This window comes from Acetobacterium carbinolicum, assembly GCF_047456275.1.
Classification (GTDB): domain Bacteria; phylum Bacillota; class Clostridia; order Eubacteriales; family Eubacteriaceae; genus Acetobacterium; species Acetobacterium carbinolicum.
Genome location: NZ_CP173357.1, coordinates 722,557 through 743,032 on the forward strand (window position 1 = coordinate 722,557; position 20,476 = coordinate 743,032).

The window sequence follows — 20,476 nt, forward strand, 5'->3', positions numbered from 1 at the left end:
CGGGAAGGAGGACCAATATGCCCAGATTAAAAGATAAATATCTTACTGAAGTAATTCCAGCAATGATGGAAAAATTTCAATATAAAAACATCATGGAAGTTCCTAAACTAGAAAAAGTTGTACTCAACATGGGTTTAGGAGATTGCAAAGACAACTCTAAAGCTTTAGAAGCCGCAGTAATTGACCTTGGAATAATTGCCGGTCAACGACCAGTAATTACAAAGGCGAAAAAGTCAGTAGCCAACTTTAAAGTCCGAGAAGGCATGAACATTGGAGCGAAAGTAACTCTACGAAGTGATCGTATGTACGAATTTACTGACAAGTTATTCAACGTTGCCCTTCCTCGAGTACGTGACTTCAGAGGTTTGTCCAACAAATCATTTGACGGACGTGGTAATTATGCTTTTGGTATCAAAGAACAACTCATTTTCCCTGAAATTGATTATGACAAGGTTGAACAAGTTCGAGGCATGGATATCATGTTTGTCACAACGGCAAATACCGATGAAGAAGCTCACGAACTGTTGAGACTGCTTGGCATTCCATTCAGTAGAGCATAAGGAGGACAGTACAGTGGCAAAAAAAGCGATGAAAGAAAAACAACAACGCAAAGCAAAACATTCAACTCAGGCATATACACGTTGCCGAATTTGTGGACGACCACATTCTGTGTTACAGAAATTTGGTATTTGTCGTATATGTTTCAGAGAATTAGCATATAAAGGCGAAATCCCTGGCGTAAGAAAAGCAAGCTGGTAAAAACAAACTGGCAAAGAAAAGGAGGTACCGAGTATGGTTATGACTGATCCTATTGCGGATATGTTAACACGCATCAGAAATGCAAATGATGCAGGTCATAAAACAGTTGAGATGCCTGCTTCAAAAGAAAAGAAAGCAATTGCTCAAATTCTTTTAGAAGAAGGTTACATTAATAAAGTTGATTACATTGCCGATGAAAAGCAAGGTGTCATAAAAATTGCACTTAAATACGGAGAAAACAAAAGTCGTGTCGTTGCAGGCATTAAAAGAATCTCTAAACCAGGTTTACGAGTATATGCCGGTAAAGACGATGTGCCAAAGGTACTAAACGGCCTTGGCATTGCCATCGTTTCTACATCAAAAGGCGTAATGACCGATAAAAAAGCAAGAAAAGCCGGCGTTGGCGGCGAAGTGATATGTTACGTTTGGTAACAAATTAAGACAGGAGGTAAAAAGATGTCAAGAGTAGGAAAAGCACCCGTTGCAATCCTCCCAGGAGTCGACATAAAAAAAGACGGTCAGACGTTGACTGTCAAAGGTCCATTAGGACAACTCGTTAGAACTTTTCATCCTGATGTCATCATCGATGTTCAAGAGAGCGAAGTCGTTGTGACCCGACCATCTGAAAGTAAGCTGCATAAATCGCTTCATGGTTTAACCCGGGCTTTAATTCAAAACATGGTTACTGGTGTCACTGCTGGCTTTACAAGAACCCTGGAAATCAGTGGAGTAGGATATAGAGCAGAAAAAAAAGGAACCAAATTAGTCATGAATCTAGGGTATTCACATCCGGTTGAGATGGAAGATCCAAAAGGTGTTGAAGCGGTTCCAGAAACCAATACGAAAGTCGTCATTAAAGGCATTAGTAAAGAAGCAGTGGGTGCGCATGCAGCCAATATTCGAGCGAAACGCCCACCAGAGCCTTACAAAGGTCATGGCGTACGATATTCTGACGAAGTAATAAGACGTAAAGAAGGTAAAACAGGTAAATAACCTGCTTGCCCGTCAAAGATGATGAAGGGAGTAAAACTCGATGATTAAGAAACCCATTAAAAATAAAATTCGTATCGCACGTCACTATCGGGTCCGAAACAAAGTTTCCGGAACTGAAATGAGACCACGCTTAAACGTTTTTAGAAGTAATAAGAATATTTATGCTCAAATTATAGATGATACTAAAGGTATCACATTGGTTTCTGCTTCTTCCAATGACTCTGATCTTAAAGGTCAATTGTCAAAAGGTGGAGATAAAGCAGCAGCTAAAGCCGTAGGTCAGGCGATTGCTAAACGTGCTCTTGAAAAAGGCATCGAAGCAGTTGTATTTGATCGAGGTGGTTATGTATATCATGGTAGAGTAAAAGAATTGGCTGACGGCGCTCGTGAAGCCGGCCTGAAATTCTAAGTAAAGGAGGTCATTTGATGCAAAACAAAAAAATCGATCCAAGTACATTAGATTTGAAGGAAAAAGTCGTTGCCATCAACCGCGTAACTAAGGTTGTTAAAGGTGGTCGTAACTTCAGATTCAGCTGTCTTGTGATTGTTGGAGACGAAAACGGTCATGTTGGCGTCGGTAAAGGAAAAGCAATGGAAATTCCAGATGCGATTCGTAAGGGTATCGACTCGGCAAAAAAATCACTGATTAAAGTACCAATGGTTGGAACAACTATTCCTCATTTAGTCAATGGTGAAGCTGGTGCAGGCCATGTATTATTAAAACCTGCTGGAAAAGGTACTGGTGTTATTGCTGGCGGACCTGTCCGTGCGGTTTTGGAACTTGCTGGTATCAGAGATATTCGTACTAAATCTTTAGGATCAAACAATGCCCGTAACATGGTTAATGCTACAATGGCAGGCCTTGCAGAACTGACTACAGTTGAAGAAGTAGCAGCTAAACGTGGTAAAAAACCTGAAGAAATTTTAGATTAGGAGGAATCATTATGGCTAAGCAATTAGAAATTACACTAAAGAAAAGTTTGATTGGTCGTAACCCCAAACAACGGGCAACCATAGAAGCTTTAGGCCTAAAAAAAATTGGCCAGACCGTAAAGCATAATGATACCCCTCAGATTCGTGGCATGATTCATATAACAGACTTCATGCTCGAAGTAAAAGAAGTATAGGAGGTGTCAAGATGAAGTTACATACTTTAAGTCCAGCCCCAGGTTCAAAAAAGGCACCCAAGAGAAAAGGACGCGGTACTGGTTCTGGTCTTGGAAAAACTGCTGGTCGTGGACAGGATGGACAAAAATCACGTTCCGGTGGTGGTGTTCGACCAGGTTTTGAAGGTGGACAAATGCCATTGGCACGTCGTTTACCTAAACGTGGTTTCTCAAACGCTCGATTCAAAAAAACCTATGCAATTGTCAATGTGGGGGAGCTGAATGCATTTGATGCCAATACAGTGATTACCCCGGAACTATTGCTTGAATACGGATTCGTCCGAAAATTAAATGATGGGTTGAAAATCCTTGGAAACGGAGAAGTTGAAAAGGCATTCACCATCAAAGCGCACAAAATCAGCAAATCAGCTGAGGAGAAAATTCTCGCTGGAGGAGGAAAGGTAGAGGTGATCTAATATGGTCTCTACCTTGAAGGATGCTTGGAAAATTCCAGATCTACGACGAAAGATAATCATTACCTTATTACTGCTGTTTGTATATCGTTTGGGATCCTTCATACCGGTTCCATTCATTGATACCGCGCAGTTAAGTCAACTCGTCAATGATAGTGGGATTTTTGGTCTGTTTGATATTATATCCGGTGGTAACTTTGGTAATTTCACTATTTTTGCCATGAGTATCACCCCGTATATTAATGCATCAATTATCATGAACCTTTTGGCATTTGCAATTCCAGCTTTGGAAGCGCTACAAAAAGAAGGGGAAGAAGGACGCAAGAAGCTGGCTCAGTACACCCGTTACCTGACCATTGTGCTGGCACTGATCCAGGCTTTGGGCATGAGCTTATCCTTCGGCGATTTGTTAATTGATAGAACGCCATTTACCGTATTTACGGTTGTTTTATGTATTACTGCAGGGACAGCGTTTTTGATGTACCTGGGTGAACAAATTACTGAAAGTGGTATCGGTAACGGTATTTCTTTGATTATTTTCATCAGTATTGTTTCCCGAATCCCATCTGCGATTGGCCAAATGTATCAATATGTTACAATTGGCACGTTAAATCCGATCACTTTGATCGTGTTTCTTGTCTTTATTGTGGTGGTTGTCTTTGGTGTGGTGGCTGTTCAGGAAGGACAACGAAAAATCCCGGTTCAGTATGCAAAACGGGTTGTTGGCAGAAAAATGTATGGTGGACAAACTACTCACATTCCCATGCGCGTGAATATGGCAGGCGTTATTCCGGTCATCTTTGCCAGTTCGTTAACCTTATTTCCGGCAACAATTGCCAGCTTTTTCCCAACATCGGCCTTTGCAAATTTTATTTCAACTTATTTAGCTTGGGGATCCTGGCTTACTAATATTATATATATCACATTAATTATTGCGTTTACCTATTTCTATACAGCTGTAACATTTAATCCGTTTGATATCGCAGAAAATATCAAAAAACAAGGCGGTTATATTCCCGGGATCAGACCGGGGAAACCAACTGTAGAGTACTTGTCGAGAATTATGAACCGATTAACATTATTTGGTGGCGTCTTTTTAGCGATCATTGCTGTTATTCCTATTTTTGTAGGTAATTTTATGGGTGTCAATCTTCAATTCGGCGGAACAAGTTTGCTGATTGTCGTTGGGGTAGCCCTTGAAACGGTTAAACAGATTGAAGCAGAAATGATGATGAGACACCATCAGGGATTTTTAAAATCTTAAAATGAACTGGAGTTAAGTGAAAAATGAGAATTGTATTATTAGGACCTCCGGGAGCCGGCAAAGGGACACAGGCGAAGCGGATTTGCGAAACCTATAAAATCCCACATATTTCAACAGGTGATCTCTTTCGAGAAAACATGAGTAAAGATACACCTCTTGGTCAAAAGGCAAAAGAGTATATGGCTCAAGGCCTATTGGTGCCCGATGATTTAGTCATTGATATGGTTGAAGACCGTTTGACCCATGATGATGTACTGGCTGCTGGTTATGGCTATTTACTGGACGGATTTCCCCGGACGGTTGATCAAGCTCAGGCTTTATGCCGAATCAATGCCAAGCGTGATTGTGAGTTGGATTTTGCTATCAATCTTGAGGTACCATTTGACATTTTGATTGAACGTGTTTCAGGGCGACGAATCTGTCCGACCTGTCATGCAACCTATCATATCAAGTACAGCAAGCCAAAGGTTGAGGGTGTCTGTGATTTAGATGGCACACCACTCTATCAGCGGGATGACGATAAAGTTGAGACCGTAAAAAAGCGAATTCAAGTTTATCAGGATCAGACCGAACCATTAATTGAATTCTATCAAGACAAACAAAAGATCATCAATATTAATGGATTGCAACATATGGACGATGTTTTTGAAAACATCGAAGAAATCCTAAGTGGAGTTAAGAAAAGATGATAACCATAAAATCCCGAAAGGAAATTGATCTGATGCGTCATGCCGGAAAGATTGTGGCAGGCGCCCATGCTTTGGCTGGAAAAATGATTAAGCCTGGGGTAACAACACAAGAACTGGATCATGCAGTTGAACAGTACATTCGCGCTGCGGATGCAATTCCTACATTTAAAGGCTATGGCGGATTCCCAAACTCAATCTGTGCTTCAATTAATGAAGTGGTAGTGCATGGGATTCCTGAGAAGCGGCGATTGCAGGAAGGCGACATTATCAGTATTGATATTGGCGCGACATACAAGGGTTACGTTGGTGATGCTGCCGTTACTCACGGAGTTGGCAACATTTCCGATGAAGCAGCACGATTGATTGCAGTCACGCGGGAGTCATTCTATCGCGGCATTGCATATGCCAGGGATGGTTTCCGATTGTCAGACATCTCAAATGCCGTTCAGACTTACGTCGAAGACAATGGATTTTCCGTTGTCCGGGACTATGTCGGTCATGGTGTGGGAAAGCAAATGCATGAGGATCCACCGATTCCCAATTATGGCCCAAAAGGACACGGTCCCCGGCTGCGGCAAGGGATGACCCTGGCCATTGAACCAATGGTCAATGTCGGTACCTATGACGTTGTTACATTAAAAGACGGATGGACGGTGGTAACCACAGATGGTAAGCTCTCGTCACATTACGAGCACACCATTCTCATTACCGGAACCGGCGATCCAGAACTGCTGACAGTCATTTAGTTGGTGGCTGGATGAATGAATTTAAAGTTGGACAAGTGGTTCGTTCTATAGCTGGCCGTGACAAGGGTCAGTTTATGGTGGTTATTGAAGTGGTGAACGACCATTTCACCACTGTATCGAATGGAGCGCTTCGTAAAGTGAGTAATCCAAAGAAAAAAAAGGTCAAACACTTGGCGAAGACGAATCACATAGCCACAGATATTCGTGATAAAATATTAAATGGAAAAATGATAACTAACGCTGAGTTAAGAAAAATACTCGAGTCCTATCACATGCCTGATGGTATTGGGGATGAGAATCGTGAGGAGGTTTGATCAATGGCCAAAAAAGATGTTATCGAGGTAGAAGGCTCAGTTATTGAGTCATTACCAAACACTATTTTCTTAGTTGAATTGGAAAATGGACATCAGATAACTGCACATATTTCGGGAAAACTTCGCATGAATTACATAAGAATTTTACCGGGAGATAAGGTAGTTGTTGAATTATCCCCATATGATTTGACCCGCGGGCGTATCGTATGGCGTGGGAAAGGGAAATCATAAAGGAGGCATACAAATGAAAGTTAGACCATCAGTAAAACCGATTTGTGAAAAATGCAAAATTATTAAGAGAAATGGTCGTGTTATGGTTATTTGCGAGAATCCAAAACACAAGCAGAAACAAGGTTAAAACCGTCGAGTCCAGAAAAATAGAACATGACCGCGGCAATTTTAGTCATGTTCATGATATAAAAACACCCTGGGTTTTAATTTCGTTACGTCACTAACTTAATTGATTCACCAGCATTTAGAAAACAATTTAGGAGGTACACACCCTATGGCAAGAATTGCCGGAGTCGATTTGCCCCGAGATAAGCGGGTCGAAATTGGATTAACTTACATTTATGGTATTGGACATTCAACAGCCTTAGAGATCTTAAAAGCTTTAAATATCAATCCTGATACCAGAGTGAAAGATCTGACTGAAACAGAAGTGAATGATCTAAGAATTACAATTGATAAATACACTGTTGAAGGTGATCTTCGTCGAGAAGTCAACTTAAACATTAAACGACTAATAGAAATTGGATCTTATAGAGGACTACGTCATCGTCGCGGACTTCCTGTGCGCGGACAAAAGACTAAAACGAATGCTAGAACTCGAAAAGGTCCTAAACGTCTCGTCAGTAAGAAGAAATAAGGAGGGCTAAAGAATGGCAGTTAAAAAAGCACGAAGAAAAGTAAGAAAAGTCAAAAAGAATATCGAACGTGGCCAGGCCCATATTCAATCTTCTTTCAATAATACCATTGTTACCATTACAGATATGTCAGGAAATGCCCTTTCATGGGCAAGTTCTGGTGGACTAGGCTTTAAAGGGTCACGAAAAAGCACCCCTTTTGCTTCTCAAATGGCAGCAGAAGAAGCGGCAAAAGCAGCCATGGAGCATGGACTTAAAAGCGTAGAAGTTTTAGTCAAAGGCCCTGGTTCCGGACGTGAGGCAGCAATTCGAGCCTTACAGGCGGCTGGATTGGAAATTACCCTGATCCGCGATGTTACGCCTATTCCACATAACGGTTGTCGACCACCTAAGCGACGACGAGTATAACAGGAGGGCGAAAATTATGTCAAGAAATATAGAAGCATCATGCCGACAATGTCGACGTGAAGGTGCAAAATTGTACTTAAAAGGTGAACGTTGTTATTCAACAAATAAATGTGCGTTCGAACGACGTCCAACACCACCAGGCCAACATGGAAAAAGACGAACAAAAGTATCAGAATACGGCCTGCAATTACGTGAAAAGCAAAAAGCAAAACGTATTTATGGTGTGCTTGAAAAACAGTTCCGGGGATACTTCGAAATTGCTGAAAAGCAAAAAGGGATTACCGGTCATAACCTGCTGATTCACTTAGAATCACGTTTGGATAATGTTGTTTATCGATTAGGTCTGGCAACTTCCCGTAAAGAAGCCCGCCAACTGGTCGATCATGAACATTTCCTGATTAACGGCAAGAAACTAAACATTCCTTCTTATATCATGAAAGACGGCGATGTGATTGAAGTTCGGCCTAAAAGTAAGAAATCTCAGAAGTTTAAAGACATTTTAGAAGTGACAGAAAATAGAACTGTAGCAGCTTGGTTATCTAAAGATGTTGAAACACTATCAGGAAAAGTCATTGGCAGACCGGCAGTAGAAGACTTAGATGTCGAAATTGCTGAACATCTTATTGTTGAATTGTATTCTAAATAGGCTACATGTTCGGGAACCAATTAACCCTCATGTTAATGTATGGATTATAAATAAGTAGGAGGGTCTGATAAATGATCGAATTCGAGAAACCAGTCATCGAAATTGTTGATAAAAAAGACGACGATACCTACGGGCGGTTTGTCATTGAACCTTTAGAACGGGGATATGGAACCACCCTTGGTAACAGTCTGAGACGGATAATGCTGTCTTCTTTGCCGGGCGTGGCAGTCACATCGGTAAAAATTGAAGGCGTATTGCATGAATTCTCAACCATTCCCGGGGTAAAAGAAGATGTTATTGAAATTCTTCTAAACCTGAAAGGTCTGGCCGCAGAAATATATACCGATGAGCCAAAGGTTATTTACATTGAAGCTTCAGAGGAAGGTGAAATCACTGCTGGTGATATCATCGCCGACTCTGATGTCGACATCCTGAATCCGGAAATGCACATTGCGACCTTATCTAAGGGTTCAACCTTAAATATGGAAATGCGCATCGAAAAGGGTCGCGGTTATGTGGCGGCAGATAAAAATAAGTATCCGGGCATGCCGATTGGAACCATTCCAATGGATTCAATCTTTTCGCCAATTATTAAAGTAAATTTTCTAGTTGAAAATACCCGAGTCGGTCAAATTACCGATTTTGATAAATTAACGATTGATATTTGGACAGATGGAACGACAACCCCAGAAGAAGCACTCTCTTTGGCAGCTAAGGTTTTAAGTGAACATTTAAACTTGTTCATTAATTTAACTGAGCATGCGACTACTGTAGAAATTATGGTAGAAAAAGAGGAAAGTGAAAAAGAACGCATTCGCGAAATGTCGATTGAAGAACTGGAACTTTCAGTAAGATCCAGTAACTGCTTACGACGGGCGAACATCGATACAGTTGAAAAATTAACACAACGAAGCGAAGAGGACATGATTAAAGTTCGTAACCTCGGTCGCAAATCTCTTAATGAAATCAAGCACAAGCTGGCAGAGATTGGTTTGTCCTTGAGTCAAGAAGAAGAAAAGGCAAAGGAGTAACACTATGGCGGGATATCGAAAACTAGGCCGTCCCTCTGATCAAAGAAGAGCATTATTGCGGAATCTTACGACTGCCCTTTTAGAACACGGTAAAATTGAAACAACCGTAACCAGAGCGAAGGAAGTTAAAAGAATTGCAGATAAAATGGTCACTTTAGGTAAAAGAGGCGACTTACATGCCAGAAGACAGGCAATTTCTTATATCACTCAAGAAGCAGTGGTTAAACAATTGTTTGACGAAATTGCACCTAAATATACTGAACGTAACGGTGGCTACACACGAATTTATCGGGTGGGACCACGACGTGGCGACGGCGCAGAAATGGCTATAATTGAATTAGTATAATTTAAGATGCAAAAAGGGGATTAAGATGTTGTTTACGCTTAATCCCTTTCTTATATTGCAAATCTTATGATTTAACACCAAAGAAGGTAAAAATAAGTGACAATGCAAAGTAATAATAAAATGATTGAAGTGCGTAATGTCCACTTCACATATCCTCATCACGATGAAAATGAGGCAGTCCTTGCTTTGAATGGTGTCAGTCTACACATTGAAAAAGGTGAATTTGTCGGAATTATTGGACACAATGGTTCGGGAAAGTCCACTCTTTCCAAGCTGCTAAATGCGATCATTTTTCCTACCCAGGGGGATGTGATTGTCAGTGGTCTTAACACCAGGGATCAAACACATCTGTGGACAATTCGTCAAACCGCAGGCATGGTTTTCCAAAACCCGGATAATCAGTTAGTCGCCACCATCGTGGAAGAAGACGTGGCCTTCGGCCCTGAAAACCTCGGCGTTCCGCCCCAAGAAATCAGAGAGCGGGTCGATCGGGCCCTGGCGACGGTTGAAATGCAAGCTTATGCACATCAAAAACCCCATCAATTATCCGGGGGACAAAAACAGCGGATTGCCATTGCCGGGATTCTGGCAATGGAACCGGAGTGTATCATTTTCGATGAACCGACCGCGATGCTCGATCCATCGGGACGACGGGAAGTGATGGAAACCATCAAACGGCTTAACCGTGATAAAGACATGACCGTGATTCACATCACCCATTTTATGGAAGAAATTGTGGCTGCAGATCGCATTATCGTTCTGGATAAAGGTCAGGTTGTGATGGAAGGTGAACCCCGAACAATTTTCAGACAGGTCAAACGGCTCAAGGAGATTGGCCTGGATGTGCCTCAAATGACGGAGTTGGCTTATGAGCTGCGGTGTGAAGGACTAAAAATCGCCGATGATGTGTTAAGTATTGAGGAAATGGTGAACGCCTTATGTCAGTAGAAATAAAAAATCTTTCGCATACCTATTCAGAAGGTTCACCGTTTGAATTCAAAGCGCTCAAAGAGATAAATATCACCATTGAAGACGGCAGTTTTATTGGCATCATCGGCCATACCGGTTCGGGTAAATCAACCCTGATTCAGCATCTGAATGGATTATTAACCCCCACCTCCGGCACGGTTCTGGTCGATGGGAAAGATATCTTTGACACAAAAAAATCCGAATTGATTGAGCTTAGGCATCGTATTGGCCTAGTTTTTCAATACCCGGAACATCAGCTGTTTGAAGAAACCGTCCAAAAAGATGTGGCCTTTGGACCCAAAAACCAGGGACTCAGTCAGGAAGAAATAGATACGCGGGTCAGACAATCAATTAAAATGGTTGGTCTTGATTTTGAAACCATTAAGGATAAATCCCCCTTTGAATTGTCGGGCGGACAGATGCGGCGGGTGGCGATTGCCGGTGTTCTGGCGATGGAGCCGGCGGTGCTGATCCTCGATGAACCGACCGCGGGCCTTGATCCCCGGGGCCGCGAAGAAATACTGGCGCAGATCAAATTATTGCATACTCAGAAGCAAATAACAGTTATTCTGGTGTCCCACAGTATGGAAGATATCGGAAAAATGGTCGATAAGATTCTCGTCATCAATGAAGGTGAAGTGGTCTTTTTCGATACGCCGAGTCACGTGTTTACACAAATCTCAACCTTGGAAAGCATTGGATTGGCGGTACCGGAGGTAACCTATCTGATGCGGCGGCTGAAAGAAAAGTATCCGGAAATCAGAGAAGACATCTTTACGGTGGAAGCTGCCAAAAAAGAAATTCTCAAAGTCATAAGAGGATAATTAAATGTTAAAAGATGTTACGATTGGTCAGTATTATCCGACCGGGTCAGTAATACACAAACTGGACCCGCGAACGAAGATACTGTTTACCACAGCTTTTGTTGTGATGTTGTTTTTTTTGAATAATCTATGGGGTTATCTCGTCACATTTTTGATCCTGACAACCATTACCCTGCTTTCTAAAATCCCGGTGGGGTATATTATTCGAGGGATTAAGGGTTTAGTGCTGATTATTATGCTCACAGTGGTATTAAACCTCTTTATGACGCCTGGAACACCAGTGGTTACGCTGGGATCGCTGACGGTAACCCTGGAAGGTTTGAAAGTGGCAACCTATATGGCACTGCGGCTGATCTTTCTGGTGATCGGTACCAGTATTATGACCTTAACCACCTCGCCGATTGATTTAACTGATGGAATGGAGTGGTGCATGCGTTTTATTCCGTTTGTCAGGCGATATGCCCATGAACTGGCAATGATGATGTCGATTGCGCTGCGCTTTATTCCGACCTTGATGGAAGAAACCGAGCGAATCATGAAGGCTCAAAAAGCCCGGGGGGCAAATTTTGAAACCGGCAGCATTATTTCCCGGGCTAAAAATCTGATCCCGATTTTGATTCCACTGTTTATTTCCGCTTTTCGCAGGGCTGACGAATTGGCCACCGCCATGGAAGCCCGCTGCTATCGAGGCGGTGAAAACCGAACCCGGATGAAACAATTAGCCTTTGAATTCCGGGATAGCGTCAGTTTGGCACTGATGGTTACAATGATTGTGGGTCTTTACCTGACTACCTTGATTCAAATTCCTCTTGTGTTCCCGGTTTAAGGGGCAAGAAGATAATGAGAAATATTCAGATTATTATTAGTTATCGGGGCACCAGTTATTGTGGGTGGCAGGTTCAGCCCAATGGTGTTACCATTCAAGAAGTCATCATCAGAGCCATCAAAGAACTCACCGGCGAAACTGTCAATCTGACCGGATCTGGCCGGACTGATGCGGGAGTGCATGCCTTGGGCCAGAGTGCTAATTTTTTTACCGCTTCGACCATCCCGCCGGAGGTATGGTATCGGGCCCTGAACACCCGACTTCCAGTAGACATTCGGGTGATTCGTAGCCGGGAGTGCCCCCCGGACTTTCATAGCCGCTACAATACCATCGGTAAAAGTTATCTTTATAAAATTTTAGAAAGCCCGGTGGCCAGTCCTTTCTTGGCGGATTTGGCATTTCATATCACCCGAACGCTGGATTGGGGGGCAATGGAAGAAGCGGCCGCCGGTTTTTTAGGCGAGCATGACTTTAGTGCCTTTATGGCCAGTGGCAGCGCCATCAAAAGCACCGTTCGTACCATTACTGACATATCATTTATAAAGCGTGGCGAGTTATCGGAAATAACCTTTACTGGAAACGGATTTTTGTATAATATGGTAAGGATTATGATGGGCACCCTCTATGAAGTGGGTTATGGCCGCTTAAAACCACAGGATATTAAAGCGATCATCGCGGGTAAGGATCGCAATAAGGCTGGTGTGACAGCACCGGCTCATGGTCTTTACTTAAAGGAAGTTTATTATTAAATGATTATTAGGAATAAATACAAAACACATGCATAAATAACTTGACACACCCGGGAAGATGCTATAAAATTAACAATGGACGTTAATGTATCACTAGCCCCGATACGATAAAAAAACGATTTCTGATAACTCCCACTTATCAGAGAGCCAATAGATAAAAAAAAGAAATTATTAACTGAGGAGGACTTTTGAGATGAATGCGAATGCCACAAAAATGGCCAAATCTCATGAAATAGACCGTAAATGGTATGTGATTGATGCGGAAGGTAAGGTATTAGGACGACTGGCGACAGAAGTTGCAAATATTTTACGAGGAAAAAACAAACCTATCTTTTCACCCCATATGGATTGCGGAGATTTTGTTATTATCATTAATGCCGATAAGGTTGTGTTAACCGGAAACAAATTGGATCAGAAATTATACAAAACATATTCTGGATATTGCGGCGGGTTAAAAGAAATGACTTACCGAAAATTCTTAGCTGAAAAACCAGAACTTCTGGTTTTCAAAGCAGTAAAGGGTATGATCCCACATAACAAGTTAGGGGATAAAGTTGCGACTAAACTTAAAGTTTATGCTGGCACCGAACATCCACATGCTGCCCAACTGCCTGAAGTTTACGAATTTTAATGCTGAGAAGGAGGAAATAAGAGAATGGCTAAAGTACAATATTTAGGAACTGGAAGAAGAAAAACCTCGGTTGCCCGAGTTCGATTATTACCAGGGAGTGGAAAATTCACAATTAACGGACGTGATATTGATGAATTTTTCGGAATGGAAACCTTAAAGGTTATCGCAAGACAACCGTTAACATTAACGGACACGCTGGGCACCTTTGACGTGATTGTCAATGTCCATGGTGGTGGTTTCACCGGGCAAGCTGGAGCGATCCGACATGGGATTTCCCGTGCTCTGCTCGAGGCTGACATCAACTTAAGACCAGCACTCAAACGTGCCGGATACTTAACGCGAGATTCGCGAATGGTTGAAAGAAAAAAATACGGTCTCAAAAAAGCCCGTCGTGCACCGCAGTTTTCAAAACGTTAATATCAGACTTTTTACAAGGTCCTGCGACATTCAATGTTGCAGGACTTTTCAGTGTTACGCCATAATAGATTAAGAAAGCAGGAATTTATGAATAACAAACAACCCATTATTAACATTGCAGTCATCGCCCATGTCGATGCCGGAAAATCTACCCTGGTAGACGCCCTTTTAGGACAAAGCAATGTTTTTAGAGAGAATCAGGAGGTCGTGGACTGCGTAATGGACAGCAATGACCTTGAACGTGAACGCGGAATTACGATTTATTCAAAAAATTGTTCCATTATGTACAAGGACATTAAAATCAATATTGTCGATACCCCCGGCCATGCCGATTTTTCTTCAGAGGTTGAACGAATCTTAAGAACGGTTGACACGGTGGTGCTACTGGTTGACTCCAGTGAGGGACCGATGCCACAAACCCGTTTTGTCCTGAATAAGTCGCTTGAAAAAGGGCTAAACCCGATCCTTTTCATTAATAAAATTGATAAAAAAGATCAACGTGCCGAAGAAGTGGTTGATATGGTATTTGACTTATTTGTAGAACTCAAAGCCAATGACAAACAGTTGGATTTCCCGGTTCTTTACGGGATTGCCAAAGATGGCATTGCCATTCGTGATATGGATGATGAAGGGGTTAATCTGGCACCGCTCTTTGAAACCATTGTCGAACATGTCGGTCTTCAGGATGATCTGAGCCTTGAACCATTGCAGATGCAGGTTTCCTCATTGGCTTATGACGATTACATTGGCCGTCTGGGGATTGGTAAGATCTATTCTGGAACCATTCACGCGGGTGAACAGATCGAAGTATGTAAAACCGACGGAAGCTTCAAAAAGGAAAAAATCAATCAGGTTTTTGTCTACCGTGGTTTAGCCCGAGTTGAAGTCAAAGAAGCCAAGGCCGGGGATATTGTTGTGATCTCAGGAATCCCGGAGATATCAATCGGGGAAACCATTGGTGAAATCAATCAGGTTCAACCAATGGAACTGATTGAGATTGAACAGCCCACCTTGTCGATGAACTTTCTGGTTAACAAGTCTCCTTTTGCTGGAGACTCTGGAAAATTTGTGACCACCCGGCACATTCGGGCCCGGTTGGAAAAGGAACTGGAAGTTAATGTTGGGCTATTAGTGGAAGAACTCGAAGATACCACCGATGGCTTCAAGGTTTCCGGACGGGGTGAACTTCATTTATCAATTTTACTTGAAAACATGCGCCGGGAAGGTTATGAAGTGGCTGTTTCTAAGCCCGAAGTCATCATGCACCGGGACGAAAATGACAAACTAGTAGAGCCGGTGGAACTGGTAATCATATCGGTACCGGAAAAATACTCGGGTGCGGTAATTTCTAAGCTCAATATTCGAAAAGGTCGGATGGAAAGCATGTATAATGAAGAATCCTGGACGAGAATGGAATTCTTTGTGCCGACCCGTGGTTTGCTGGGATATCAGAGTGAGTTTATCAATGACACCCATGGTGAGGGTACCATGGTGCGTCGTTTTGCGCAGTTTGAAGCCCATAAAGGCGAAATTCCACAACGACAAAACGGCGTGCTTATTTCTCAGTTCAGCGGCGAAACCATGGCTTACTCGCTCTTTAACTTAAGTGACCGGGGTGAAATGTTAGTTGGCGCGGGAACCAAGGTTTACGAAGGGATGATCATCGGGATTAATAACCGTAGCGATGATATGACCGTCAATCCAACTAAAAATAAAAAAATGACCAATGTCCGGTCTTCGGGAACCGATGAGGCCCTGAAACTGGTTGAGCCAAGACTAATGACTTTGGAGCAAGCATTGGAATTTATCAATGATGATGAATTGGTGGAGCTGACGCCCACTGATATTCGGATTCGCAAGAAAGTACTGGGCGAACTGGAACGAAAACGCAGCGCCCGCTAAAAAATTCTGGAACGCTTTAATCGCGTTCCTTTTTTTGTTACACAAAAGAATGAGATAGAGGACTGGCGCTTAAAATAACAATTGACCGCTAAACTTTTAGTGTGATATCATGTAATCAGTACAAATATTAGTTAAACTGATGTCAACAGAGACAGCGGTTTTTCAAATATCGGTCTGATTTTAAAACGGAGGTTAAACGAAATGATTGATATTGACAAGCAGGAAGCCGAAGAAGGCAAAATCATGGCAGTCTTTGCTTATATTATTTTTCTGATTCCGTTATTGGCAGCAGGTGACAACCAATTTGCCCGATATCATACCAATCAGGGTCTGGTACTATTTCTGGCCTGGTTAATTTTGACTTTTGTTGGCGGTATTATTGGACTGGTACCGATTATTGGCTGGATTCTGTCCACCATTCTTTTTAGTGCGGCACCGTTGGCGTTTGTGGGTTTGGCTATTTATGGGATTCTCAATGTGGTGCAGCTTGAAGCCAAGCCGCTTCCGCTTATCGGTGGGATTACCCTGATTAAGTCCTATTAGGTCGTTCTTCATACATTATCATAGATAGATAAAAAGCATTGCTTAACCAGGCGATGCTTTTTACTTGGGGACATAAAAATTAAGCGGGCTAATGGTCCGGTGTGTTATCATTATCAATAAAAAAGGCGGAGAATCTATGGAAAACAATAATAATTGGAAAAGCAAGGAAATGAGCGACAAAACCTTCAGGAATTATTTTTTTCTGATTACCTTTGGAATCTGTTTACTGGTAGCCCTTCTGAATATAAAATACCTGCTGGGCTATTTTGGCTTGTTTGTGAATATTATTACCCCGGTGCTAATCGGTCTGGGCATTGCCTTTATCTTAAATATTCCAATGTCATTTATTGAGACACATCTTTTAGGCTTTATGAAGCAGACCCCCAAAAAAGAAAGGCGGTTTAAACTTAAAAAAAACCGGGATCTAAACAAGGGTAAACGGGTGATTGCAATTACCCTGACATTCATTTTTGTGATTGGTATTCTGGCCGGACTGATTACCTTTGTAATTCCCCAGGTCAGCGAAAGTGTCGACACACTGATTGTTAAATTACCGGATTATATTACCTCTTTTAATGCTCTGGTGGATGATATTCTGGCGTTCTTAAATTTGCCCGAAACATTATGGAACGACATTACGACTGAATGGGATGCGTTACTGGAACAGTTTGGCAGTCTTTTACTGAGTTCTGTTCCGGAAATATTTAATGCGACCAAAAGCATTACCGTGGGTTTCTTTAATGCCATCATGGGGGTTGTTATTTCTATTTATCTGTTGGCTGATAAAGAGAATTTACTGGCCCTTAAAGATAAGTTGATCTATGCTTATGTCAAAAAAGATCAGGCCGATTTTATTTCAGATGTCAGTACCACGGCCAATCAAGTCTTTCACGGCTTTATTGCCGGACAGATTACGGAAGCCTTTATTCTGGGGACCCTGTGTACCGTTGGTTTAGCAATACTGCAGATTCCCTATGCCTTACTGATTGGGGTTATGGTTGGCATGACTAGCGTAATTCCAGTCTTTGGGGCCTTTTTGGGGGCCGTACCCAGTGGCTTTATCTTATTGGTGGTGAACCCGATTTACTGTCTGATTTTTGTGGTTTATATTATTGTTCTGCAGCAGGTTGAAAGCAATGTCATTTATCCGCGTGTAGTCGGTGGGTCGATCGGTTTATCGGGGTTATGGGTGTTGGTCGGGATGCTGATTGGCGGTAGTCTGTTTGGTTTTCTGGGGATTATTTTGGGAATTCCATCCTTTGCCGTATTTTATGCGGTGTTTAGAAAAGTCACCAATGAACGGATTGATAAAATGAAAGCAAGGCAGGAAGAACCGGCCTGAACATCTATAGCGATCTAAAAAAGCGCCCTTTAGCGGATTGACCAATTGGTTTAATCGTTAAAGGGCGCTTTTAGTTTATTTGTGTTTGTTTTTTTCAAGCTGCTGTTTAGCTTTGGACGCCATTAGCGTTAAACTAACTGTAAAATTCTGAAAGCCGGAATAAAAGGGATGGCGCATATCCGGTTTTCGGATCTCGCCATTTTGGTTTAGTAAGCGGTTGGGCGGATGATTGTTGTGTGGCAGTTTGGATTCACCACCAACCACTATCCGTTTTCCGGCAATGCTGTTTAAAAGGATGTTAACCACGTCCCATGCCGATTCGTAGGCAATTATTTTTTTCTGATGGGTAGCGATTTCTTTGGCATATTTCCTGATAAATTCGGCCGAAAATCCCTGGCTATTAAAGGTGACACAGTAACGAATTTTTACACCATCAACAATGGTAATGTACTGACTATTATTGCCGCCCTTGGAATGTCCGGTTAAGGTATAGTGCTTAAAACGAAGCGTTGCATCAACCGCATGAAAAAACGCCAGGGCTTTTAATTGCTGGGGTGTATCGGTTAAGAACCCCCCTTTGATATTATCGATCCAGCCGATGCCGGTGGTACCTCGAAAAGCGATAATTCCGGCGTCCGGGGTATGGTCGGAAAAACAATAGGCCACCAGGCCATTGTCAGGCTGGTTGGTGTAGGCCAGAATCTTTAGCGAGGTGAGGTTGTGATTAGCCAGGATCAGGTGCAGTGACTTGTCCCACTCTATCGCGGACATGGCACAATCGCCCTGAAGATCGTTGACATTTTTTAGCAAGTCCATCACCATTTCTCCTACGGTATACGCTGGTAATAGCGATACAGAAACTGGCAGATCCAGGGCGGCAAGCTGACTGATGAGGTTAAGTTCACTGTGATACAACATGGTTCTTACCTCCTTGGTAAGAAATTCGGGTGATTCAAACGACACATAGATTTTAAAGAAAAACTATTTTGAGTGCTGTTTCGCTTTATGCCGTTTGCTTTTTTCCAGATACGCTTTATAAAGCTCGAGTGAGTTCTGATGATAGGTGTGCGCCATTTTAGGAAAGGCATTCATAATGCGTTGATGTGAGTAGCGGTTGATAAACTTCGTTTCGTTAATCCGATTGGTTAGCGAAACAATCAGATGTTGAGCCGAATCCATGGCATCGGTAAGTTTATCATCCTTAAGCTCGCGGACCCTGGCAGTGACTTCGTGGGCAGTGGTAATGCCTTTTTCTTTTAAATTATCTTTAAGCTCGGTGGTTGCTTCATAAACACTGTTAAGTTTTTTGTTAAAGGAAACTGTTTCACGAGTGGATTCCACCAGATCACTAAGAAAGAAGATTGCTGCCACCGTTGCAATAATCTGGATCCAGAAAGTCGAAAAGCTGTTAACCAGATCAGAGGCGATGGGATGAACCATATACATCAGTATGACACATAAGAGACCAAAAAGAAATGAATTTAACAAACAGACCCGGCCGTTGATATTAAATTTATGGTCGGAGTAGTCCCACCATTTAGCATGAAAGAGTTTTTCCATCCCCCAACTGGTGATATACTCCAGCGAGCTGGTGAGTATAATGCCGATGAAAAAGACTAAAATTGGATTACTGATATAGGGCATTAAGAACATAATAATGATGACTGCACCGACTCCATAAATGGGACAATAGGGGCCGTTTAAAAAGCCGCGGTTAATAAATTTTTTTGCCGGGATGGAGCAGTACACCACTTCGCACATCCAACCGATGATGGCATAAATAAAAAAATAAACAAAAAGTAAGCTTAAGTTATAATACATAAATGATTCCTTTCAAATTAACAACTTTGGATCATTTTAACATATCGGTTTACGGTCTCATAGATAAATCGCTAATAAAATGATTTATATTGCAAATATTTATCCATCATCGATGGATATGTTTTTGTTTTTTCAAATCGGATGGTTTATAATGGAGACAGCCCAAATAACAACACTTTAATGAATACTAAAATAGGGAGCATAAATGAAAGCGAACAAGATTGAAATAACAAGCAGCGAGCAACTGATTGATATTACCGCAAGTGTGCGGGAGTATGTCAATGGGTCCCGTTTAAAAAATGGCTTTGTACACATTCAAATTCCTGAAAGAACCGCTTCGGTGATTATTTCAATCAACGATGACTGGCGGCTGCAGCGGGAGTTTTTTGATAAACTAAACCATCTGATGCCCAAGTATGACGGCATGAAGTTTACCGGTTGGACAACCGCCTGTGTTAAAGCGACGATTTTTGGGCCATCCCTCCAGGTGATGGTCCATGATGGAACCTTGATCTTGGATAAAAACCAGAGTATTTATTTTGTCGAATTTCAAGGTCCGGGCGAGCGCCAGTATTTTATCAGTAGTTCCGGGACAACGCTGGCTGAAAATGAGGAAGCAACGATGCCCGAAGAACTGGCATTGATTTTTGAAAAACGTAAAGCCCATGAAGCGGAACAGGAACAGATCAAGGAAGAAATGCGTAACGAATGGCGTCTACGGGAAGAAAATCGACTAAAGCTGGAAGCAGAAAACAACGAAAAAACAGCAGAAAACAATCATCTCAAGCAGGATGAATAGAAAAATAAAGGC

The 20,476-nt window shown here is 42.2% G+C and carries 31 protein-coding genes; 29 read left to right on the forward strand and 2 right to left on the reverse strand.

All coding sequences use genetic code 11. The features are described 5' to 3' along the window. Positions 1-17: 17 nt before the first annotated feature. From rplE to ACIZ62_RS03550, 28 genes are all read left to right on the forward strand, one after another. Positions 18-560, forward strand: a complete 543-nt coding sequence (gene rplE / locus ACIZ62_RS03415; RefSeq protein WP_026393625.1) for a 50S ribosomal protein L5 — start codon at positions 18-20, stop codon at positions 558-560. A gap of 13 nt (positions 561-573) precedes the next feature. Then, positions 574-759, forward strand: coding sequence for a type Z 30S ribosomal protein S14 (locus ACIZ62_RS03420; protein ID WP_111887948.1), 186 nt, complete (start codon positions 574-576; stop codon positions 757-759). Positions 760-792: 33 nt separating this feature from the next. Then, a complete protein-coding gene (rpsH, locus tag ACIZ62_RS03425) occupies positions 793-1,191 on the forward strand; it encodes a 30S ribosomal protein S8 (RefSeq protein WP_111887947.1) in 399 nt (132 codons plus the stop codon). Positions 1,192-1,215: 24 nt separating this feature from the next. Beyond that, positions 1,216-1,752, forward strand: coding sequence for a 50S ribosomal protein L6 (gene rplF / locus ACIZ62_RS03430; RefSeq protein ID WP_414151218.1), 537 nt, complete (start codon positions 1,216-1,218; stop codon positions 1,750-1,752). A 40-nt stretch (positions 1,753-1,792) separates the two neighbouring features. After that, positions 1,793-2,161 carry a 50S ribosomal protein L18 gene (rplR, locus tag ACIZ62_RS03435; protein ID WP_111887945.1) on the forward strand — a complete coding sequence of 123 codons (369 nt, stop codon included), beginning with the start codon at positions 1,793-1,795 and terminating at the stop codon, positions 2,159-2,161. A gap of 17 nt (positions 2,162-2,178) precedes the next feature. Next, complete coding sequence (rpsE, locus tag ACIZ62_RS03440; RefSeq protein WP_111887944.1) at positions 2,179-2,685, forward strand: 30S ribosomal protein S5; 507 nt, start codon at positions 2,179-2,181, stop codon at positions 2,683-2,685. Between the two features lie 11 nt (positions 2,686-2,696). Then, positions 2,697-2,879, forward strand: coding sequence for a 50S ribosomal protein L30 (gene rpmD / locus ACIZ62_RS03445; RefSeq protein ID WP_111887943.1), 183 nt, complete (start codon positions 2,697-2,699; stop codon positions 2,877-2,879). A gap of 11 nt (positions 2,880-2,890) precedes the next feature. After that, entirely contained in the window at positions 2,891-3,334 is a 444-nt protein-coding gene (gene rplO / locus ACIZ62_RS03450; RefSeq protein ID WP_111887942.1) for a 50S ribosomal protein L15, read from the forward strand. A gap of 1 nt (position 3,335) precedes the next feature. Continuing rightward, positions 3,336-4,595 (forward strand): preprotein translocase subunit SecY, encoded by a 1,260-nt coding sequence (gene secY / locus ACIZ62_RS03455; RefSeq protein ID WP_111887941.1) that lies wholly within the window; start codon positions 3,336-3,338, stop codon positions 4,593-4,595. 23 nt (positions 4,596-4,618) lie between these two features. Then, positions 4,619-5,284 (forward strand): adenylate kinase, encoded by a 666-nt coding sequence (locus ACIZ62_RS03460; RefSeq protein WP_111887940.1) that lies wholly within the window; start codon positions 4,619-4,621, stop codon positions 5,282-5,284. Then, positions 5,281-6,030, forward strand: a complete 750-nt coding sequence (map, locus tag ACIZ62_RS03465) for a type I methionyl aminopeptidase (protein WP_414151219.1) — start codon at positions 5,281-5,283, stop codon at positions 6,028-6,030. The genes ACIZ62_RS03460 and map overlap by 4 nt, the downstream gene beginning before the upstream one ends. Positions 6,031-6,041: 11 nt before the next feature. Beyond that, the gene (locus ACIZ62_RS03470; protein ID WP_111887938.1) at positions 6,042-6,344 is read left to right on the forward strand and encodes a KOW domain-containing RNA-binding protein; all 303 of its coding nucleotides are present in this window, start codon (positions 6,042-6,044) and stop codon (positions 6,342-6,344) included. Between the two features lie 3 nt (positions 6,345-6,347). Then, positions 6,348-6,575, forward strand: a complete 228-nt coding sequence (gene infA, locus ACIZ62_RS03475) for a translation initiation factor IF-1 (RefSeq protein WP_070369950.1) — start codon at positions 6,348-6,350, stop codon at positions 6,573-6,575. Between the two features lie 13 nt (positions 6,576-6,588). Further along, the gene (rpmJ, locus tag ACIZ62_RS03480) at positions 6,589-6,702 is read left to right on the forward strand and encodes a 50S ribosomal protein L36 (RefSeq protein WP_013382261.1); all 114 of its coding nucleotides are present in this window, start codon (positions 6,589-6,591) and stop codon (positions 6,700-6,702) included. 147 nt (positions 6,703-6,849) lie between these two features. Then, positions 6,850-7,212, forward strand: a complete 363-nt coding sequence (rpsM, locus tag ACIZ62_RS03485) for a 30S ribosomal protein S13 (protein WP_111887937.1) — start codon at positions 6,850-6,852, stop codon at positions 7,210-7,212. 13 nt (positions 7,213-7,225) lie between these two features. Next, a complete protein-coding gene (gene rpsK, locus ACIZ62_RS03490) occupies positions 7,226-7,618 on the forward strand; it encodes a 30S ribosomal protein S11 (RefSeq protein ID WP_111887936.1) in 393 nt (130 codons plus the stop codon). 16 nt (positions 7,619-7,634) lie between these two features. Then, positions 7,635-8,264 carry a 30S ribosomal protein S4 gene (gene rpsD, locus ACIZ62_RS03495; protein WP_111887935.1) on the forward strand — a complete coding sequence of 210 codons (630 nt, stop codon included), beginning with the start codon at positions 7,635-7,637 and terminating at the stop codon, positions 8,262-8,264. A gap of 71 nt (positions 8,265-8,335) precedes the next feature. Beyond that, entirely contained in the window at positions 8,336-9,295 is a 960-nt protein-coding gene (locus ACIZ62_RS03500; RefSeq protein ID WP_070369954.1) for a DNA-directed RNA polymerase subunit alpha, read from the forward strand. A gap of 4 nt (positions 9,296-9,299) precedes the next feature. Continuing rightward, on the forward strand, positions 9,300-9,641 hold the full coding sequence (gene rplQ, locus ACIZ62_RS03505) for a 50S ribosomal protein L17 (protein ID WP_026393609.1): 342 nt from the start codon (positions 9,300-9,302) through the stop codon (positions 9,639-9,641). 102 nt (positions 9,642-9,743) lie between these two features. Further along, a complete protein-coding gene (locus tag ACIZ62_RS03510) occupies positions 9,744-10,589 on the forward strand; it encodes an energy-coupling factor transporter ATPase (protein WP_414151835.1) in 846 nt (281 codons plus the stop codon). Further along, on the forward strand, positions 10,580-11,434 hold the full coding sequence (locus tag ACIZ62_RS03515) for an energy-coupling factor transporter ATPase (RefSeq protein ID WP_322519584.1): 855 nt from the start codon (positions 10,580-10,582) through the stop codon (positions 11,432-11,434). The genes ACIZ62_RS03510 and ACIZ62_RS03515 overlap by 10 nt, the downstream gene beginning before the upstream one ends. Positions 11,435-11,438: 4 nt before the next feature. Then, positions 11,439-12,260 carry an energy-coupling factor transporter transmembrane component T gene (locus tag ACIZ62_RS03520; protein ID WP_322519583.1) on the forward strand — a complete coding sequence of 274 codons (822 nt, stop codon included), beginning with the start codon at positions 11,439-11,441 and terminating at the stop codon, positions 12,258-12,260. 14 nt (positions 12,261-12,274) lie between these two features. Further along, complete coding sequence (gene truA, locus ACIZ62_RS03525) at positions 12,275-13,009, forward strand: tRNA pseudouridine(38-40) synthase TruA (RefSeq protein WP_322519582.1); 735 nt, start codon at positions 12,275-12,277, stop codon at positions 13,007-13,009. Positions 13,010-13,202: 193 nt separating this feature from the next. Next, complete coding sequence (gene rplM / locus ACIZ62_RS03530; protein WP_111887930.1) at positions 13,203-13,640, forward strand: 50S ribosomal protein L13; 438 nt, start codon at positions 13,203-13,205, stop codon at positions 13,638-13,640. Between the two features lie 24 nt (positions 13,641-13,664). Then, positions 13,665-14,057: a 30S ribosomal protein S9 gene (gene rpsI / locus ACIZ62_RS03535; RefSeq protein ID WP_111887929.1), complete on the forward strand. Its 393-nt coding sequence runs from the start codon at positions 13,665-13,667 to the stop codon at positions 14,055-14,057. Between the two features lie 87 nt (positions 14,058-14,144). Next, positions 14,145-15,959, forward strand: a complete 1,815-nt coding sequence (gene typA, locus ACIZ62_RS03540; RefSeq protein WP_111887928.1) for a translational GTPase TypA — start codon at positions 14,145-14,147, stop codon at positions 15,957-15,959. A 201-nt stretch (positions 15,960-16,160) separates the two neighbouring features. Then, positions 16,161-16,502 (forward strand): hypothetical protein, encoded by a 342-nt coding sequence (locus ACIZ62_RS03545; RefSeq protein ID WP_111887927.1) that lies wholly within the window; start codon positions 16,161-16,163, stop codon positions 16,500-16,502. Between the two features lie 136 nt (positions 16,503-16,638). After that, positions 16,639-17,844, forward strand: a complete 1,206-nt coding sequence (locus ACIZ62_RS03550; protein ID WP_414151220.1) for an AI-2E family transporter — start codon at positions 16,639-16,641, stop codon at positions 17,842-17,844. Positions 17,845-17,919: 75 nt separating this feature from the next. Here the strand turns inward: ACIZ62_RS03550 and ACIZ62_RS03555 are convergent, their stop codons facing one another. Next, the gene (locus tag ACIZ62_RS03555) at positions 17,920-18,762 is read right to left on the reverse strand and encodes an Mbeg1-like protein (RefSeq protein WP_414151221.1); all 843 of its coding nucleotides are present in this window, start codon (positions 18,760-18,762) and stop codon (positions 17,920-17,922) included. A gap of 63 nt (positions 18,763-18,825) precedes the next feature. Then, positions 18,826-19,665 (reverse strand): putative ABC transporter permease, encoded by an 840-nt coding sequence (locus ACIZ62_RS03560; RefSeq protein WP_414151222.1) that lies wholly within the window; start codon positions 19,663-19,665, stop codon positions 18,826-18,828. A 205-nt stretch (positions 19,666-19,870) separates the two neighbouring features. On the opposite strand from ACIZ62_RS03560, the gene ACIZ62_RS03565 reads away from it, so the two are divergent. Further along, positions 19,871-20,464: a secondary thiamine-phosphate synthase enzyme YjbQ gene (locus ACIZ62_RS03565; RefSeq protein ID WP_322519578.1), complete on the forward strand. Its 594-nt coding sequence runs from the start codon at positions 19,871-19,873 to the stop codon at positions 20,462-20,464. Positions 20,465-20,476 lie beyond the last annotated feature (12 nt).

Coding starts and splice junctions, on each gene's coding strand:
- rplE (WP_026393625.1), top strand. CDS start 18: ATGCCCAGATTAAAAGATAAATATCTTACTGAAGTAATTCCAGCAATG.
- rpsH (WP_111887947.1), top strand. CDS start 793: ATGGTTATGACTGATCCTATTGCGGATATGTTAACACGCATCAGAAAT.
- rplF (WP_414151218.1), top strand. CDS start 1,216: ATGTCAAGAGTAGGAAAAGCACCCGTTGCAATCCTCCCAGGAGTCGAC.
- rplR (WP_111887945.1), top strand. CDS start 1,793: ATGATTAAGAAACCCATTAAAAATAAAATTCGTATCGCACGTCACTAT.
- rpsE (WP_111887944.1), top strand. CDS start 2,179: ATGCAAAACAAAAAAATCGATCCAAGTACATTAGATTTGAAGGAAAAA.
- rpmD (WP_111887943.1), top strand. CDS start 2,697: ATGGCTAAGCAATTAGAAATTACACTAAAGAAAAGTTTGATTGGTCGT.
- rplO (WP_111887942.1), top strand. CDS start 2,891: ATGAAGTTACATACTTTAAGTCCAGCCCCAGGTTCAAAAAAGGCACCC.
- secY (WP_111887941.1), top strand. CDS start 3,336: ATGGTCTCTACCTTGAAGGATGCTTGGAAAATTCCAGATCTACGACGA.
- ACIZ62_RS03460 (WP_111887940.1), top strand. CDS start 4,619: ATGAGAATTGTATTATTAGGACCTCCGGGAGCCGGCAAAGGGACACAG.
- map (WP_414151219.1), top strand. CDS start 5,281: ATGATAACCATAAAATCCCGAAAGGAAATTGATCTGATGCGTCATGCC.
- ACIZ62_RS03470 (WP_111887938.1), top strand. CDS start 6,042: ATGAATGAATTTAAAGTTGGACAAGTGGTTCGTTCTATAGCTGGCCGT.
- infA (WP_070369950.1), top strand. CDS start 6,348: ATGGCCAAAAAAGATGTTATCGAGGTAGAAGGCTCAGTTATTGAGTCA.
- rpmJ (WP_013382261.1), top strand. CDS start 6,589: ATGAAAGTTAGACCATCAGTAAAACCGATTTGTGAAAAATGCAAAATT.
- rpsM (WP_111887937.1), top strand. CDS start 6,850: ATGGCAAGAATTGCCGGAGTCGATTTGCCCCGAGATAAGCGGGTCGAA.
- rpsK (WP_111887936.1), top strand. CDS start 7,226: ATGGCAGTTAAAAAAGCACGAAGAAAAGTAAGAAAAGTCAAAAAGAAT.
- rpsD (WP_111887935.1), top strand. CDS start 7,635: ATGTCAAGAAATATAGAAGCATCATGCCGACAATGTCGACGTGAAGGT.
- ACIZ62_RS03500 (WP_070369954.1), top strand. CDS start 8,336: ATGATCGAATTCGAGAAACCAGTCATCGAAATTGTTGATAAAAAAGAC.
- rplQ (WP_026393609.1), top strand. CDS start 9,300: ATGGCGGGATATCGAAAACTAGGCCGTCCCTCTGATCAAAGAAGAGCA.
- ACIZ62_RS03510 (WP_414151835.1), top strand. CDS start 9,744: ATGCAAAGTAATAATAAAATGATTGAAGTGCGTAATGTCCACTTCACA.
- ACIZ62_RS03515 (WP_322519584.1), top strand. CDS start 10,580: ATGTCAGTAGAAATAAAAAATCTTTCGCATACCTATTCAGAAGGTTCA.
- ACIZ62_RS03520 (WP_322519583.1), top strand. CDS start 11,439: ATGTTAAAAGATGTTACGATTGGTCAGTATTATCCGACCGGGTCAGTA.
- truA (WP_322519582.1), top strand. CDS start 12,275: ATGAGAAATATTCAGATTATTATTAGTTATCGGGGCACCAGTTATTGT.
- rplM (WP_111887930.1), top strand. CDS start 13,203: ATGAATGCGAATGCCACAAAAATGGCCAAATCTCATGAAATAGACCGT.
- rpsI (WP_111887929.1), top strand. CDS start 13,665: ATGGCTAAAGTACAATATTTAGGAACTGGAAGAAGAAAAACCTCGGTT.
- typA (WP_111887928.1), top strand. CDS start 14,145: ATGAATAACAAACAACCCATTATTAACATTGCAGTCATCGCCCATGTC.
- ACIZ62_RS03545 (WP_111887927.1), top strand. CDS start 16,161: ATGATTGATATTGACAAGCAGGAAGCCGAAGAAGGCAAAATCATGGCA.
- ACIZ62_RS03550 (WP_414151220.1), top strand. CDS start 16,639: ATGGAAAACAATAATAATTGGAAAAGCAAGGAAATGAGCGACAAAACC.
- ACIZ62_RS03555 (WP_414151221.1), bottom strand. CDS start 18,762: ATGTTGTATCACAGTGAACTTAACCTCATCAGTCAGCTTGCCGCCCTG.
- ACIZ62_RS03560 (WP_414151222.1), bottom strand. CDS start 19,665: ATGTATTATAACTTAAGCTTACTTTTTGTTTATTTTTTTATTTATGCC.
- ACIZ62_RS03565 (WP_322519578.1), top strand. CDS start 19,871: ATGAAAGCGAACAAGATTGAAATAACAAGCAGCGAGCAACTGATTGAT.